Origin of the sequence: Neobacillus sp. 114, assembly GCF_030127045.1 — a bacterium.
Lineage (GTDB): Bacteria > Bacillota > Bacilli > Bacillales > Cytobacillaceae > Neobacillus > Neobacillus rhizophilus.
The window spans coordinates 3,583,027-3,599,137 of the sequence record NZ_CP126144.1 but is presented as its reverse complement, the minus strand read 5'-3'; the positions used below and the strand labels follow the sequence as shown (position 1 = coordinate 3,599,137).

Sequence of the window (16,111 nt, the reverse complement as noted above, 5' to 3'; positions counted from 1 at the left end):
AAAAATCTATTTTTCCAGACCTTTAAAAAGGTTAGTCGGTTAGTTGGGAATAGATAAGTAGTTATATAGAAGCTGGAATACCAATAGAAAATATAGACAAAATGCAATTAAACTACTATTAAAATTGATTTCCTCTAGACTCTTAAAAAGGCAATACTTAATTTGAAGATAGTTTCAGTGGGAATACGACACAGCAGTAATTAAAAAATGAAAGAGGCATTCCCAATAGAAGGTCGAAACCTTATTGGCAAGCCTTTAATTTAAGGTAAATCCCGTGATAAATATCTAGTCCCGGGATTTTAGATTATTTTTTATTTTAAATATTCAAAAAATGATTGACATTAAATAGCAACAATAGTAAATTATTCTTATTAATTACATTATTATAAAAATATAAAGTTATAACTTTTCAAAGGTGATAAACAAATGAAAATTGATAAAACACTTCATGTTCCATTATATCGGCAAGTGGAGCAGGTTTTAGAAGAAAAAGTAAAAACAAACCAATGGCCAATTGGCTATCAGCTGCCAACTGAGAATGAATTGGCTGAACTGTTTGACGTAAGCACGATCACCGTCAAACGTGCCGTCATTGAACTGGTAAATAAAGGGTACCTTTATAGACAAAGAGGGAAAGGAACGTTTGTTTCCGGAACAATGAATGAACAAGATATCAATACCTTAATATCATTAACTTCTGAGGAAGAAGAAGAACATCCACATGAATTAATTAGTTACTCTATTGATAAGGCAGGGGATGATATAGGCCCAAAGCTAGGAATTGAATCTGATGCAAAAGTAATTAGGATTGTACGTAATAAAATTGAAAAAAATGAACCAATGGCACTGGAATATACATATCTGCCATATGATAAGTGCCCGAATTTTGTACAAAGTGATCTAGATAACGAACTGGTTTATAACATACTTAGAAATAAATTTGGTATATCCTTGGGCAGGGCTAAGATGTTCATAAGACCATATATAGTCTTGGGTGACAAAGCAGAGTTACTCCAAATAGAATCTGGGACACCTGTATTTGAATGGGAAAGATTCACTTATTCCAAGCATGAGGAAATTGTAGAATACTCCAAGTTTTACGTGCGTCAAGACAAAGAAACTTACTATACTGAAGTTTACTTATAATAACTATTAAACTATAAGTTTAATTTTGATAAGAAGGTGTATGCATGCATATTCATGACCATCCAGTTTTTGGTGAACGATTGAGAGAACCTGTAACCTTTTTTTTCGAAGGCAAACCATATCAGGCTTATAAAGGCGAATCAATTGCATCGGCATTAATGGCAAATGGAATAAAAAAATTGGGTCTAAGCCGAAAGCTGGTACAACCTCGAGGACTGTTTTGTTCACGTGGAAGATGCTGTAGTTGTTATATGACTGTAAATGGTGAGGATCATGTTCGCACTTGTATGAAAGAGGTTGAGGACGGAATGGAAATTTTCACTAATTCAGAAGACCCGGATGTAAGGGGGTAAAAATATGGAGACAGATGTACTCATTATTGGTGCCGGCCCCGCGGGACTAGAAGCAGCATTTGAAACTGCTGTGAGAGGTTTGGATGTAATGATTGTAGATGAATCCTTTACCAAGGGTGGACAGCTCATACAGCAAACACAGTTGGTACGTTTTTTACCTGCTTCTTATTCGCCCATGCGCGGGTTTGAATTGGCTCAAAAATTGGTTGATCAATTAGAAAATCTCCCGGTCCATTATTTACTTGGTCACCGTGTCATTGGTATGTATAAAGATGGAACTATAGGTGTTACAGACGAGAAAAATGTTTTTCCGGTAAAGGCGAAAAAAATTATCGTTGCAACAGGTGCAGCCGAAAAGGGAATACCTTTTCCAAAATGGACATTGCCGGGAATTATGACCATAGGTGCTGCCCAAACGTTAATCAATCGTGATTTAGTTCTCCCTGGCGAAAATGCTGTCATCCTAGGATCAAGTGATTTTGCTCTAGACGTTGCACTTCAATTATCAGATGTAGGCGTCAAAGTAAAAGGTATTTTCGAATCAAGACAAAATATAGCTGCAAGGGATCTGGACAAACACGAATTGATTGATAAATCTGGCATTCCTGTTTATTTAAACGCATCAGTCAAAGAAGCCAGAGGACAGGGGAAAGTGGAAGAAATCGATATTGGGCTATTAGAAGAAGTTATAACCGAAAAAGTTGATTTCGTTTGTGTAGACGGTGGAAGAGCCCCGATCCTAGATGTATTTTATCAATGTAACTGTTCTTTTGGGTACCAAGAAACATTGGGGGGATGGCTTCCTCAATATAATAAACGAATGCAGACTAGCCATGAACATGTCTATTTAGCAGGGAATGCGGCGGGAATAACAACTCAAGGTTTTTTGTTAGTTACAGGCAGAATAGCGGGGATTAGTGTTTGTGAAGCATTGGGTGTTCTTGACAAAGAAAAGGCGGAGCAGCTTAGATCATCCATGTGGAAAGAGTTAGAAACACTTGAAACGAAACTTTTCCCTGATTCGTGGCATGCAAGAGTGAACCATGTTGAAAACTTTAAACATCCCTTGCTGAAGGATCAATTTCTCTCTTAATCCCGTAAGGCTAAGAGGTTAGAAGGTGAATGAATTGGATAAATCAGTCGTTATTTGCAGATGTGAAGAGGTAAGCTATGAAGAAATTGAAGAGGTTATCCGGCTGGGAGCCCGAACCTTCGATGATATTAAAAGATTGACACGTTGTGGAATGGGTGCCTGCCAGGCCAAAATTTGTAACTTTCTAGTAGCGAATATTATCCACGAGGAATTAGGGAAACCTTTGCAGGAAATACCCCTACCGCGGATGCGGATGCCGATATCTCCTATAAAACTTGAAACCTTATCAACAAATAGCAAGGATTTTTCCACTGTGAAATCTGTGCTTGATGAAGTAGAAGTAAAGGATGGGGAGGTCGGTTAAATGAACAAAAATTATGAAACGATTATTATCGGTGGGGGAGTCCTAGGAGAATCCATTGCCTATCATCTTTCAGAACGTTATCAACAGGGGATATTGGTCATCGATAAAAAATTCCCCTTGACTGGAACCTCCGGATCTACGCAGGCGTGGGTATGGGTCCATAATAAAACTCCTTCTTGGTATGCAGAGTTTAGCATGTATAGTGCAGAGCTCTATCCTTACTTATCTAAAAAAATTGGTGATGTTGAATACAAACGTACAGGGGGACTTTCTCCATTTTTCGATGAAAAAAGCAGAGTAAAGGCTTTGAAGTTGGCGGAATCTTATAAAAAAATTGGGATTAATATTAAGGTTCTGACCAAAGATGAGGTATTGGAAAAAGAGCCATTCATGAATCCCGAGGTAGTAGGTGCCACATACAGTACTATTGATGGAAATGTCAATCCATTTCGATTAATTGACCGATATATGAGAATGGCCAAGAAAAATGGTGTCGATTATTCTACATATAATAAAGTCCTGGAGATTCAAAAATCGAATGGTAAGTTTATCATTGTTACTGAAAAAGAAACCTATCTAACTAAAAATTTGGTTCTTGGCGGTGGAACGTGGTCAAGAGAATTGGGGAAAATGGTCGGAATTAATATTCCTGTCAACCAGTTGAGAGGACAAATTTTAGTAACCGAGCCCTTAAAGCCATTTTTGAATTATACGATAAGTGGTTTGAGACAAGCTAACAATGGAGAGGTTTTGATTGGATATTCGATGGAACAGGCTGGTTTTGATCGTTCCACTACACTGGATGTGATACAAGAAACAGCCAATATGGCGGTTCATTATGTCCCTTCGATCAAAAAAGCAAAAGTGGTCCGTGCCTTTTCGGGAATCAGAGCCATGCCGCAGGATGGGCTGCCGATTCTTGGAAAAGTCCCTGAAATCGAAAATCTGTTTGTTGCCGCCACACATAGTGGTATTACACTTTCCCCATTAATCGGAACGCTCATGACGGAGTTAATTATAGATAACGATACTTCTATCCCGATTGATCATTATTCGATTACAAGATTTGCCTAATAATTTCGCACCACCTCAAGGAATGAATTACAAGGGAAAATGCGACTAATAATATCTGAAAATTTACAAAAGGGTATAAATTTAGAATTTTCACAAGAGTGATGTAAATGCCTCATTTAAGGATCAGTGGACTCACTGTTGACCAGATGAAATTCGTCAGCACCCCATTGGTTAAAGAACTGGCTCAAATTTGTGATTGTGATACGAACAACTTTTTACTCGAAGTCCTGACTTCTACTTTTGTATTTGATAGAACGGAGGTTGCGGGATTTCCATTCGTTGAAGTGAAATGGTTTGAACGTGGGAAGGAAGTTCAGGATCAATTTGCCAAGGCAGTTGCAAAATATGTTCAGTCATTGGGCATCCCTGAAGTGGAAGTTGCTTTTACGGTCTTTCATCCTTCAGCCTATTACCATAATGGAATAAGTTTTGAGAGTGATTAAATCTAATATTTTTATAATGAAGGAGATTGTGATGAAACAGGTATTTAAATATATTGAAGAACATGCCGAGATGTATTTGGACTGGCTGCTGGAAGCGTGCAATCAACCGAGCGTTTCCGCACAGAACCGTGGAATGCTGGAAATGAAGGAACTTGTCAAATTATTCCTTGGCAAGATTGGGTCAAAAGTGGAAGAAATACAGACAGACGGTTATCCAATCATATATGGCGAACTTGGAAATGGGAAAGAAAAATGTCTTACTTTTTATAATCATTATGATGTTCAGCCGGAAGATCCGATTGAACAATGGGCAAGTGATCCATTTAAAGCTGAACTAAGGGATGGGAAGATTTTTGCACGTGGAGTCGCGGATAATAAGGGGAATTTAATTGCCAGAATTTGTGCCGTGCATGCTTATCAACAAATATATGGAGAATTGCCAATCCGTGTAAAATTTATCTTCGAAGGTGAAGAAGAGGTTGGCAGCCCGCATTTGGAATTTTTTGCGAGTAAATATCCAGAAAAACTCCAAACGGATGGGATTATCTGGGAAGGCGGACAGCGTGAAGTCGAAGACAAACGGCTCCATGTCGGGCTTGGGGTCAAGGGGATCTGCTATGTTGAGTTGATTTGCAAGGGTGCCAAGACTGATCTGCATTCTTCGGAGGCAGCCATTATTGAAAATCCTGCCTGGAGGCTGATTTGGGCCCTTAATACGCTGAAAAATGAAAAGGAAGAAATATTAATTGAAGCGTTTTATGATGATATTCTTCCATTAACGGATAAGGACCGAAAGTTCATTCAATCAATGGCCTATAATGAAGCGGAAGTAAAGAATACCTATGGGATTAACAGCTTTTTGAAAAATGTGACCGGTGATGCGTTAAAAGAAAGGTTAACGGCTGAACCAACATGTACAATCTGTGGAATTGAATCAGGATATACGGGTGAGGGTTCTAAGACTGTTCTCCCATCTGTCGCCAAAGTGAAGTTGGATTTTCGCTTGGTTCCCAATCAAAAACCTGAGAAAATTGCCCAATTATTAAGAGAACACCTAGACCGGCATGGGTTTAATGATATAGAGGTTATACCGTCGCATGGCATGCATCCATTTAATACAAATCCAAATGACCCTTTTGTCGATATCGTACTTCAAAGTGTTGAGGAAGTGTATCAGGAAGAGCCAATTATTTTAAGGAATTTAGCTGGTTCTAGTCCGATGTATAAAATGTTAAAAAATACAGATATTCCGGCTGTTCAGATTGGTGTTGCCAATACTCAATCACGTTTTCATGCTCCAAATGAGAATATTTTTGTTGATGATTATATTCAAGGAATTAAGGTAACAGCAGCGGTTCTTCATCATTTCAGATAACTCAGTTTTAAAATGAGAAATCTGAAATTTTTAAAAATAATAAAAAAGGGGTAAGAGAATGAAAAAGTCATTCAAATTGGTGTTTGTTGTAGCGTTAATGGCAATGCTGATTATCACTGGATGCAGCAGTAATTCTTCAACAGGTTCAAAAGAGACCAGTAGTTCTGGCGCCGAAGGTAAAAAGGACAAAGACACATTATTATTAGCGCAGAGCGCCGATATCACAACGCTAGATCCACAAAATTCTTTAAGTACTAATGGTGATCGTGTATTTCGGAACATGTTCAGCCGGCTATTTGCCCGCGATGTAAACATGGAAATTAAGCCAGAGTTAGTAGAGTCATATGAAAACGTTGATGACGTAACATGGAAATTCAAATTAAAAAGCGGGGTAAAATTCCATAATGGCGATCCGTTAACTGCAGAAGATGTCAAATTTAGCCTTGAACGTGTCATGACAGATAAATCCCTGAAGGAATTTCCATATTTTACACAGCTAAAGGAAATCAAAGTTCTCGACGATCAAAATTTAGAAATTATTACAGATGGTCCTATGCCAACCTTATTGCCATTGCTTGCAAAAAGTGGCGCAGATGTAATGCCTAAGAAATACTTTGAAGAAGTTGGTCTAGAAGAATTTATGAAAAAACCTGTAGGATCAGGCCCGTACCAATTTGTCGAGTGGAAAAGAGATGACCAAGTTGTCTTAAAAGGTTTTGGTGAATATTTTGGCGGAAAGCCAAAATGGAAGGAAGTTATTGTACGAGCAATCCCGGAAAGTTCTACTCGTGTTGGAGAACTATTAACAGGCGGGGTTGACCTGGCAACAGATATTCCTCCAAATGAATGGGATCGGATTAAAAATGAAAAAGACGTGACACTTTCTACCGGCGATACAACTCGTGTCATGCTTTTGGTTGTTCGGACTACGAAGGGGTATGCAACAGCCGACCCTAAAGTAAGGGAAGCAATTGATTTAGCAATTAATGAAAAAGCAATTGTTGATTCTGTATTGAAAGGAACAGGCGTCCCAGTCCGTTCGCGTGTTCCAAAAGGTGTTATTGGATCAAACCCTGATCTTTACAATTCTTATGTATATGACTTGGAAAAAGCCAAAAAATTATTGGCTGAAGCCGGATATAAAGATAATCTTGAAATTGAATTAACAGCACCTAAAGGAAGATATCCACTGGATGGTGAAGTTGCACAATTAGTCGCCAGCATGTTGGGTGAAGCTGGCATTAAAGTGAATTTAAAACTACTTGAGTCCAGCGCGTTTTTAGATGTTTACAATTCTAATTCTAATAAGGAATTAATTATGATTGGTTTGGCCGACGGACTGCTGGATGCTTCTTACTCCCTAGTCCACTACACAAAAGGCCGTGCGGCTGGGCAAACAGATTATTATAACGAAGAAGTGGAAAAATTGTATCATGATGCCGGACGTAATTTAAATGGTGAAGAACGAATCAAGCAGTATCAAAAAATTCAGGAAATCGTTGCTAAAGAGCGACCACATATTTTCTTATTCCAACAAAATGCTAATTATGGAGTAAGTAAAGGAATTGATTTTAAACCAAGATTAGATGAAGTGATTAGCTTCCAAGATATTTCCGTTAAGTAGTTCTATCAAACAATTAAACTTGCGGGGCTAGAAGGAATCATAGTCTAGCCCCGTTTATCTATCGTGAGGAGGGATTAAATGAAATACTTGGTACGGCGATTACTACAAATTATTCCAGTTCTATTTATCATTACCTTTGTAGTCTTTGTCCTTGTTTATTTAGCTGGTGACCCTGTCTCGTTAATGCTTCCTGAAGATTCGACTGAAGCTGACAGGGAAGCGTTAAGAGAATCCCTTGGTTTGAATGATCCATTTTTTATTCAATACTTGCATTTTATTGGTGATTTGTTTAGAGGTAACTTTGGTACATCCTTTCGATACCATCAAGAAGCTTTGCCGCTTGTGGTTGAACGGCTTCCGGCAACATTTGAGCTTGCGGCGGCTTCCATGTTAGTGGCTATTGTTTTATCTATTCCACTAGGAATTTATTCAGCAAAAAAACGAAATAGTTTTATTGATTTGTTTATTACGGGTGGTTCTGTACTTGGAAAAGCAATGCCAAGTTTTTGGCTGGGCATCATGCTCATTTTATTTTTGGCTGTAAATAATCAACTATTCCCCGTATCAGGTAGAGGCACATTTGCAAACTTAGTTCTCCCGGCCATTACCTTGGGAACCGGAATTGCAGCGGAAATGACTAGGCTTATCCGGTCGAGTATGTTGGAAATCTTAAATCAAGATTATATTCGAACGGCCAAAAGTAAAGGGGTAAGTGATATGTTGGTAGTTTATAAACACGCGTTTCGAAATTCACTTATCACTGTTGTTACGATTACTTCGTTACAAATAACCCACTTGGTAAGTGGTGCTCTAATTACGGAGACAGTCTTTTCTTGGCCGGGTTTGGGTCTTTTACTAGTTCAAGCCGTAAATGGTAGAGATATGGCGGTGGTCCAAGCGGCTGTGTTTGTAATTGCATTTTTAGTTATCTTTATCAATCTTTTAACAGATCTTGTATATCGATTGCTTGATCCGCGAATTAAATATTCCTAGGAGGTGATATTGTGGAAGCAAATATTAAGACAACTACTATTGCGAAAAAAAATAAAAGGGCAAAATCAACTGCTAATCCCTTAAGGAGATGGGTCAGGTTATTACTTCAAAGCAAGACAGGAACAGTGGGATTTTTTATCGTATTTGCTGTCGTTTTTGTCGCTATTTTCGCAGATGTGTTGGCTCCGTATGACCCCGAAAAAAACAATTTGGCAGATATGTTAAAGCCGCCCGTCTGGTCGGATGGAGGGTCCTCCACCTATATTCTAGGGACAGATAATTTAGGACGGGATATATTAAGCAGAATTATTTATGGTACCCGAATTTCACTATCAGTAGGGGTGTTTTCTGTTGTTTTAGCTGGGATAATTGGGATCTTAGTCGGGATCTGTGCTGGGTATTACGGTGGCATTATCGACAATATTTTAATGAGAATTGTTGATTCGTTTCTTGCTATCCCAAGCATTTTATTCATTTTAGTCGTGCTGGCAGTTTTTGAACCGGGAATTACGGTTTTAATTGTCGTTATTGGACTTACCAACTGGGTTACATATGCACGGGTGGTTAGAGGCGAAGTTCTTAGTATAAAGGAACGGGAATTTGTAAAAGCCTCCAGGTCTATTGGAACGAAAAATAGGATTATTATGTTACGACATATTTTTCCTAATATTGTTTCATCCTTCATCGTAATTTCTACGTTAAGCGTAGCCTCCACTATTATTTTAGAAGCTTCCCTAAGTTTTCTTGGACTGGGGATCCAGCCTCCAGCTGTTTCATGGGGAGGAATGCTGACGGACGGACGAAATTATTTAGCAACAAATTGGTGGTTGGCAACCTTTCCTGGACTTGCCATTACGATTACAGTCCTTGGGATTATTTTCCTTGGGGATTGGCTCCGTGATGTTTTAGACCCACGAATTAAAGGAAGAAAGTAGAAGGAGATGAAATCAATGGGGGCGACAGAAACACTATTAGAAGTAAAAAATTTGCATACCCATTTTTATACCGAAAATGGGGTTGTACCATCTGTAAATGGTGTTTCTTTTTCAATTAATAAAGGCGAAACAGTAGGAATTGTAGGGGAATCGGGCTGTGGAAAAAGTGTTACCTCTCTTTCGATTCTTCAACTGGTTGATGAGTCTGGCAAAATTGTTAACGGGGAAATTTTATTTGAAGGGGAAGATTTGACTAGTTTCAGTAAAAAGCAAATGAGAAAAATTAGAGGAAATAAAATCTCCATGATTTTTCAAGAACCACTGACATCGTTAAATCCGGTGTTTACAATTGGCAGTCAAATTACAGAGGCGATTCAGCTGCACCAAAATGTTACCAAGCAAGAAGCGAAGCAGAAAGCCATTGAAATGCTAAAACGAGTAGGAATACCAAGAGCGGAAAAACTTTATTATTCTTTTCCTCATTTGCTTAGTGGTGGAATGAGGCAGAGGGTGATGATCGCCATGGCACTATCCTGCAATCCCCAATTATTAATAGCTGATGAACCGACAACAGCATTGGATGTAACCATACAGGCCCAAATATTAAATTTAATGAAGGATTTGATCAAGGAATATCAAACATCCATCATTATGATCACTCATGATTTGGGTGTAGTTGCGGAAATGGTCGACCGGGTCATTGTCATGTATGCCGGGCAAATCGTTGAACACAACAATGTCTTTGATTTATTCAAAAATCCACTGCATCCTTATACGAAAGGTTTATTAAATAGCACGCCAAAGATCCATGAATTGAAGGATCAATTGGAGTCGATAGAAGGAAACGTACCTATTCCCTCTGAATTGCCTTTGGGTTGTAAATTTCATCCAAGATGTCCATTTGCGATGGATAAATGCCAGAGTCAGGAGCCACCTTTAATGGAGTTAGCTCATGGGGCACAAGTAAGGTGCTGGCTTCATGAAGAACAGGGGGTGAATGAATGATGGCAGTTTCTACTGTACTGACAGAAACGGACCAGGAAGCTTTATTAAAAGTAGAAGGTTTAAAGATGCATTTTCCAACATCCTCGGGATTCTTTGGAAAACAAAAGCAATTTGTAAAAGCAGTAGACGGTGTTGATTTCTTTGTTAATAAAGGTGAAACCCTGGGAATTGTCGGGGAATCAGGGTGTGGAAAATCTACAACGGGAAATATGCTATTACGCTTGCTTGAACCTACTGAAGGAAAAATTATTTTTGAGGGAAAAGACATAACCCAACTTTCTAATCGGGAAATGCAAAAAATCAGGAAGGACATCCAAATGGTTTTTCAGGATCCGTTTTCCTCGTTAAATCCGAGAATGAGAGTCTTTGATATTATTGCAGAACCGCTTCGCACCCACCATTTGGCAAAAGGGAAAGAGCTTGAAAACAGGATTTACGAACTAATGGAAATCGTAGGGCTGGACCGGACCTATGCGAAACGATTTCCTCATGAATTCAGCGGCGGCCAAAGACAAAGGATCGGGATTGCCCGCGCGCTTGCTTTAAAACCAAAGTTAATCATTTGTGATGAACCGGTTTCCGCATTGGACGTGTCAATTCAAGCCCAAATTTTGAATTTATTGATAGAGTTGCAAAAGAAATTTGATTTAACCTATATTTTCATTGCTCATGGAATACCTGCGGTTAAATATATAAGTAATCGCATCGCAGTTATGTATATGGGTGAAATCGTGGAACTTGCGTCAAAAGAAGAATTATTCAATAAAACGATGCATCCATATACAACTGGTTTAATATCAGCTGTTCCTGTACCTGATCCAACTTTAAGGGAACGAAAAAATAGAGTCATAATAGAGGATGATTTACCGGATCAAACCGATATTTCTAATGGTTGTAAATTTTACTCCAGATGTCCTTTTAAAACGGAAAAATGCAAAATGGAAAAGCCTCAGTTGAAGGAAGCTCGTAATGGACATTTTGTTTCATGTCACTTCCCATTAAGTTAGTTGTTTTCGATAATATCATTTTATTTAATTGTTAGCTAAAAAAAGGTGAAAGGAATGAATCAATTGAAAATAGTTGTAGTTGGAGCGGGAATAGTAGGTTCAAGTGCTGCTTATTATTTGGCTAGAAATGGCGCAGAAGTGATTATTGTTGATAAACTTCATGATGGCCAGGCGACTGCTGCCGGTGCGGGCATTGTCTGTCCATGGATTACCAGTGTTGAAAACCAAAGTTGGTATACACTTGCAAATGCGGGTGCTTGTTTCTATTCCTCTTTAATTTCCCAATTGACAGAGGATGGCGAATCAGAAACTGGATATGGAATCGTTGGTGCAATTGCTGTAAGTAGTAATGAAGAAGAGCTTAATACAATCGAACAAAAGGCTAGAAAACATCAAGAAGAAACGCCTGAAGTAGGAGAGGTTGTTCGCCTATCACCAATTGAGGCACAGCAGTTATTCCCTCCTCTTAGGGATGACCTATCAGCTGTACTGGTAACGGGTGGAGCTCGAGTTGATGGAAGAATGTTAAGGGATGCCCTGAAAAGGGGAGCCCAAAAACATGGAGCCAAATATTATATTGGAGAAGCTAGTCTTGAAGTAGTAAACGGAAAAGTAACGGGCGTCAATATAAATGGCGAATTGATTTCAGCTGATTCGGTTGTCATCGCCGCAGGTGCATGGGCTGCAGAGTTGCTGGATCCCTTCGGAATAAATATTTCTATTGAACCACAAAAGGGTCAAATTGTGCATCTTAAATTACCAGGTCAAGATACTTCTAAGTGGCCGGTTATTCTACCGCAAAGCAGTCATTATATGGTCTGTTTTGATGATTCCCGAGTTGTGGTTGGTGCAACCAGAGAGACCGGATCAGGATATGATTATCGTGTAACTGCTGGTGGAGCGAAAGAAGTGTTAGAGGAAGCACTATTTGTAGCTCCCGGTCTTGCAGATAGTACTTTTATTGAAACGAGAATTGGTTTTAGACCAATGGGACCAGATATTTTACCGTTGTTAGGACCTGTTCCGGAAATAGATGGTTTAATTGTTGCTACCGGTGTAGGGGCATCGGGATTAACGATGGGGCCTTATGTAGGCACCTTAGCAGCAAAACTGGCAAGCAATGAAAAACTAGAATTAGATATTTCACCTTATCATCCTTATAGAACATCATTAAAAGTGCAATAATAATAGCTTTCGTTAAGGGGAGAAAAAACGACTATTCACCAATTTTTCGCTGTATCAGCAAATGCAGATACAACAGTTGTTATGCACGAACTCGGATTTATGCTAAAAGGTTTTTTTCTATCAACTGGAGGGTCACATCGCAAGCCAAAGCAGTTGCAAGGCATAACTCTGTAAAACCGTTGAAGTCGAAAACCAGGATATATAAGGCATAGAAAGAACATCCACAAATTTAAGCTAGGAAAATCCCGGGATTAATATCTAGTCCCGGGATTATATTGCATTTATTAAATTGGAAGCAAAGTAGTTTTTGTGATTAATTGATGATTCAAAATGGATTCTACTAACAATACCGTTTCAAAAGTTGCCTTGTAGTCAACTGATTCTTTTTCCTTGTGTTCGTTTTGGTTAGGGGGGTTCATTTGGTGGAATTTTTAAGTAAGCTCTAACCTTTAATAAATGTTAAAATGTCATCATTTAGCCGCTCTGAATGTGTGATGTATAGTCCATGCGGGGCATCTTTATACAAAATAAACCGGTTCTTGGGTAACAACATTGCTGACTTTTGGCCGGAGATTTCTACCGGGATTGATCGATCTTTATCACCATGGATAATGAGTATAGGTACAGTGATAGACCGCATCTCCTCGCGAAAATCCGTTTCGATGATAACTTTATTACACTCAACCACTGCTTTAAGCGAAGTCTGCAACATATCCCACCGAGTCCATTCACCTATTGCGCTGGTATCAGAACGATTGAAGTATGGCAGCTCATTTTGAAGTAACCAATTTGGAAAGTCTCGTTTCCACATTTCACGCACCATTTCTGCGACATCCTTTGGTACTCCGTAAGGATTATCCTCTGTTTTCATCAAAAATGGCACAATGGCAGCGACAAGCACTGCACGGTCCACCCGATCGTTGCCATGACGTGTTAAATATCGAATCAATTCGCCACCACCCATAGAATGACCTACAAGCGTGACATTACGAAGATTCAGGTATTCAATCAGTTCAGCGAGATCGTCTGCCAGGGTGTCGAAGTCGTATCCGTTCCCCGGATCATCGGAACGCCCATGACCGCGTCTGTCATATGCGATACACTTCAAGCCCTTATCTGCTAAAAAAATTCTCTGATAATCCCACATTCTAGAACTTAGTGACCATCCAGAAACAAAAACTACCGGATTGCCTGTTCCCCAATCTTGGTAAAACAGTTGCAAACCTTCTTTGGTTTTGAAAAATGGCATCGCCAATCCCTCACTCATTTTTAGATTTTAAGATCAAAAAAATCAGGACCGTCATTATCTCGTACTTCTAGTAGGAATTAAGAAATCGAAAGCATTCGAAAACTCATGAAAAAAGAAACCTTTTTACGGCAGCCAAGAAGGCTGGTAAATTATCATCATGCACAAAGTGCCCGGCATGATCGATCGTCACCAACTCGCAATTCGGAATTAGTTCAGAAACCTCCTTCAATTTATTTTGGGGAATATGACTAGACCCGCCGCCTATAATAAGAGTCGGCTTGATAATGTCCTTAAGACGGGCCCACCATTCGGGATTAGGGTCATTAAGTTGCCTTAGAATCGAAGGTACAACCAGCCAATCAAACGGAAGGGGACCAGGGGGGTTAGAAGGAATCTCGATTGGCTTATCGGGAAAAGGAGGTGGGGTGTCTACAACAATCAACTTTTCTATCCTTGACGGAAATCTTTCCGAGAAAAGATAGGATACAGTTCCTCCCATGGAATGACCAAGCAGCGTAAATTGTTCTAAATTCATCGCATTCGCAAAATGAAGCAAATCATCGCACATCAACTCAAAGGTGTAAGTTCCAGCTCTTGCACTCCCAGCGTGACCCCGCTGATCTAAAGCTAATACGCGGTATTTTTCTCCTAATGCAACTGCCACCTGATCCCATGATTCTGCACTTTTTCCCAGTGCATGAAGTGCAACAAGCGGTGCTGCAGAAGGGTCCCCATTCTCTCGATATTGAAAAGTGAGTCCATTCAATTCAATTTGATTTACCCGTGTTTCCATCTCGCTCATCTCCTAAGGGGCTTCGCCATTTGAAACCCGATATTTAATTTCCATACCTACATATTTCAACGAATGTGTGAGTATTGCCTGGAAACTGCATCCAACCTGGCATGATAAAAGAAGGCCTGTAATTTAAGAGTGCTCTGCTATTTTAATGGTTTACATTTTCACTTACGTTTTTATGCGGTACAAAATTCTTGAATGATCTGATTTTTTATTTCTTCAATCGGAAACTCTTTTGGATAGGTAGATATCATCAACATAATACCTTGAAGGACGGATGAAAAATATAACGACCGTTTCCTTGGCTGCTTTACTCCCAGCCTTTCAAATATTTCACATTGTACCTCAAACATTCTTGCGTTCTCTTTAATAATTAATTTACTGTATTTAATCAACTCTTCGTCTGCCTCTGGCTGAGTTTGCAGGTGCAGATAGAATCGATGGACTTCTGGACTTTGATGGATATTATCAATCGCTCCTTCGATAATGTGTTTAAGTTGCTCACTGGGTTTCTCGAGAGCGGTTGCTCCTTCCATTACTTCAATCACTTCCCTGATTCTAGCCTCGACCATTTCAGCCAGCAGTTCTTCTTTTCCTTTATAGTAATTGTATAGTAACCCTTTAGAAATGCCCGCTTGTTTAGCTAAATCGTTTATAGAGGTAGCATAATATCCTTGTTTAATAAATAATTCCATAGCGGCAGCACGAATATTTTGTTTTGAAAGTTGGCGAATACGATCATTCTCTTCAGGTGTTCGCGGCATTTTAATTCCAATCCTCCATAAAAGCAGTGATTTCTTCATATAAATGTTCAAATAAGTAAGTGTCAACATAAGTTCAGCAAAATCTATTTCACTTGAATACCCAGAAACTTTTTACTGTTAATGTCTTAATGAATACACATCAAACCTTCCATTATTTAACATAATTCACAGTATTATTTTATTATTGAATGAACGGTTAGTCAATGATAAGATTTATTTTTTTTGTAAATTTATACAAATTCCTTTTTATCAAAAAAAAAACACCTACTCGATACTTGTGAGTAGGTGTGCGATTTACGATGTGTGATTTGCCTATTATGCCCCCCTGAAGAGAACCCGTTTACATGAAGGACGGTCTTTTTTATGCTGTTTTCGTAAATTTGTTGTTTTTGTTCCTATGCGACCGAGCCGGTAATTTTTTCAAGAGTTGGGGGTGCAAAGAAAGGCTCTATACGACCGATCCGGTGATTTTTTCAAAAGTTGGGGTGCAAAGAAAGGCTCTATACGACCGATCCGGTGATTTTTTCAAGAGTTGGGGTGCATAGAAAGGCTCTATGCGACGGAACCGCTGATTTTTTCAAGAGTTGGGGTGCAAAGAAAGGCTCTATGCGACCGAGTCGGTGATTTTTTCAAGAGTTGAGGTGCATAGAAAGGCTCTATGCGACGGAACCGCTGATTTTTTCAAGAGTTGGGGTGCATAGAAAG

16 protein-coding genes are annotated in these 16,111 nt (G+C 39.2%); 13 read left to right on the top strand and 3 right to left on the bottom strand.

Annotated features, from left to right (window positions below):
• Positions 1–426: 426 nt before the first annotated feature.
• From QNN06_RS17540 to QNN06_RS17480, 13 genes are all read left to right on the top strand, one after another.
• Entirely contained in the window at positions 427–1,146 is a 720-nt protein-coding gene (locus tag QNN06_RS17540; RefSeq protein WP_284035564.1) for a GntR family transcriptional regulator, read from the top strand.
• Positions 1,147–1,190: 44 nt separating this feature from the next.
• Positions 1,191–1,499, top strand: a complete 309-nt coding sequence (locus QNN06_RS17535) for a (2Fe-2S)-binding protein (protein WP_217036842.1) — start codon at positions 1,191–1,193, stop codon at positions 1,497–1,499.
• 4 nt (positions 1,500–1,503) lie between these two features.
• The gene (locus QNN06_RS17530) at positions 1,504–2,592 is read left to right on the top strand and encodes an NAD(P)/FAD-dependent oxidoreductase (protein ID WP_284035563.1); all 1,089 of its coding nucleotides are present in this window, start codon (positions 1,504–1,506) and stop codon (positions 2,590–2,592) included.
• A gap of 25 nt (positions 2,593–2,617) precedes the next feature.
• Positions 2,618–2,956: a (2Fe-2S)-binding protein gene (locus QNN06_RS17525; protein WP_284035562.1), complete on the top strand. Its 339-nt coding sequence runs from the start codon at positions 2,618–2,620 to the stop codon at positions 2,954–2,956.
• Positions 2,957–4,030, top strand: a complete 1,074-nt coding sequence (locus QNN06_RS17520) for an NAD(P)/FAD-dependent oxidoreductase (protein ID WP_284035561.1) — start codon at positions 2,957–2,959, stop codon at positions 4,028–4,030.
• Positions 4,031–4,137: 107 nt separating this feature from the next.
• Complete coding sequence (locus tag QNN06_RS17515) at positions 4,138–4,473, top strand: DUF1904 family protein (protein WP_217036847.1); 336 nt, start codon at positions 4,138–4,140, stop codon at positions 4,471–4,473.
• A 31-nt stretch (positions 4,474–4,504) separates the two neighbouring features.
• Positions 4,505–5,848 (top strand): M20 family metallopeptidase, encoded by a 1,344-nt coding sequence (locus QNN06_RS17510; RefSeq protein ID WP_284035560.1) that lies wholly within the window; start codon positions 4,505–4,507, stop codon positions 5,846–5,848.
• A 58-nt stretch (positions 5,849–5,906) separates the two neighbouring features.
• Positions 5,907–7,472, top strand: coding sequence for an ABC transporter substrate-binding protein (locus QNN06_RS17505; RefSeq protein WP_284035559.1), 1,566 nt, complete (start codon positions 5,907–5,909; stop codon positions 7,470–7,472).
• A 78-nt stretch (positions 7,473–7,550) separates the two neighbouring features.
• Complete coding sequence (locus QNN06_RS17500) at positions 7,551–8,465, top strand: ABC transporter permease (protein ID WP_217036851.1); 915 nt, start codon at positions 7,551–7,553, stop codon at positions 8,463–8,465.
• Between the two features lie 11 nt (positions 8,466–8,476).
• Positions 8,477–9,400, top strand: coding sequence for an ABC transporter permease (locus QNN06_RS17495; RefSeq protein ID WP_481819221.1), 924 nt, complete (start codon positions 8,477–8,479; stop codon positions 9,398–9,400).
• 15 nt (positions 9,401–9,415) lie between these two features.
• Positions 9,416–10,405 (top strand): ABC transporter ATP-binding protein, encoded by a 990-nt coding sequence (locus QNN06_RS17490; protein WP_217036853.1) that lies wholly within the window; start codon positions 9,416–9,418, stop codon positions 10,403–10,405.
• Positions 10,402–11,412 (top strand): ABC transporter ATP-binding protein, encoded by a 1,011-nt coding sequence (locus tag QNN06_RS17485; RefSeq protein ID WP_284035558.1) that lies wholly within the window; start codon positions 10,402–10,404, stop codon positions 11,410–11,412. Before QNN06_RS17490 ends, QNN06_RS17485 begins: the two co-directional genes overlap by 4 nt.
• Positions 11,413–11,475: 63 nt before the next feature.
• Entirely contained in the window at positions 11,476–12,597 is a 1,122-nt protein-coding gene (locus tag QNN06_RS17480) for an NAD(P)/FAD-dependent oxidoreductase (protein ID WP_217036854.1), read from the top strand.
• Between the two features lie 442 nt (positions 12,598–13,039).
• Here QNN06_RS17480 and QNN06_RS17475 read toward each other — a convergent pair whose 3' ends face one another.
• The 3 genes from QNN06_RS17475 to QNN06_RS17465 all read right to left on the bottom strand — a co-directional run bounded on the left by QNN06_RS17475 (position 13,040) and on the right by QNN06_RS17465 (position 15,406).
• On the bottom strand, positions 13,040–13,846 hold the full coding sequence (locus QNN06_RS17475) for an alpha/beta fold hydrolase (RefSeq protein ID WP_284037943.1): 807 nt from the start codon (positions 13,844–13,846) through the stop codon (positions 13,040–13,042).
• Positions 13,847–13,949: 103 nt separating this feature from the next.
• Positions 13,950–14,639, bottom strand: a complete 690-nt coding sequence (locus QNN06_RS17470) for an alpha/beta fold hydrolase (RefSeq protein WP_284035557.1) — start codon at positions 14,637–14,639, stop codon at positions 13,950–13,952.
• Positions 14,640–14,818: 179 nt separating this feature from the next.
• The gene (locus QNN06_RS17465) at positions 14,819–15,406 is read right to left on the bottom strand and encodes a TetR/AcrR family transcriptional regulator (protein WP_213119510.1); all 588 of its coding nucleotides are present in this window, start codon (positions 15,404–15,406) and stop codon (positions 14,819–14,821) included.
• Between the last annotated feature and the right edge of the window lie 705 nt (positions 15,407–16,111).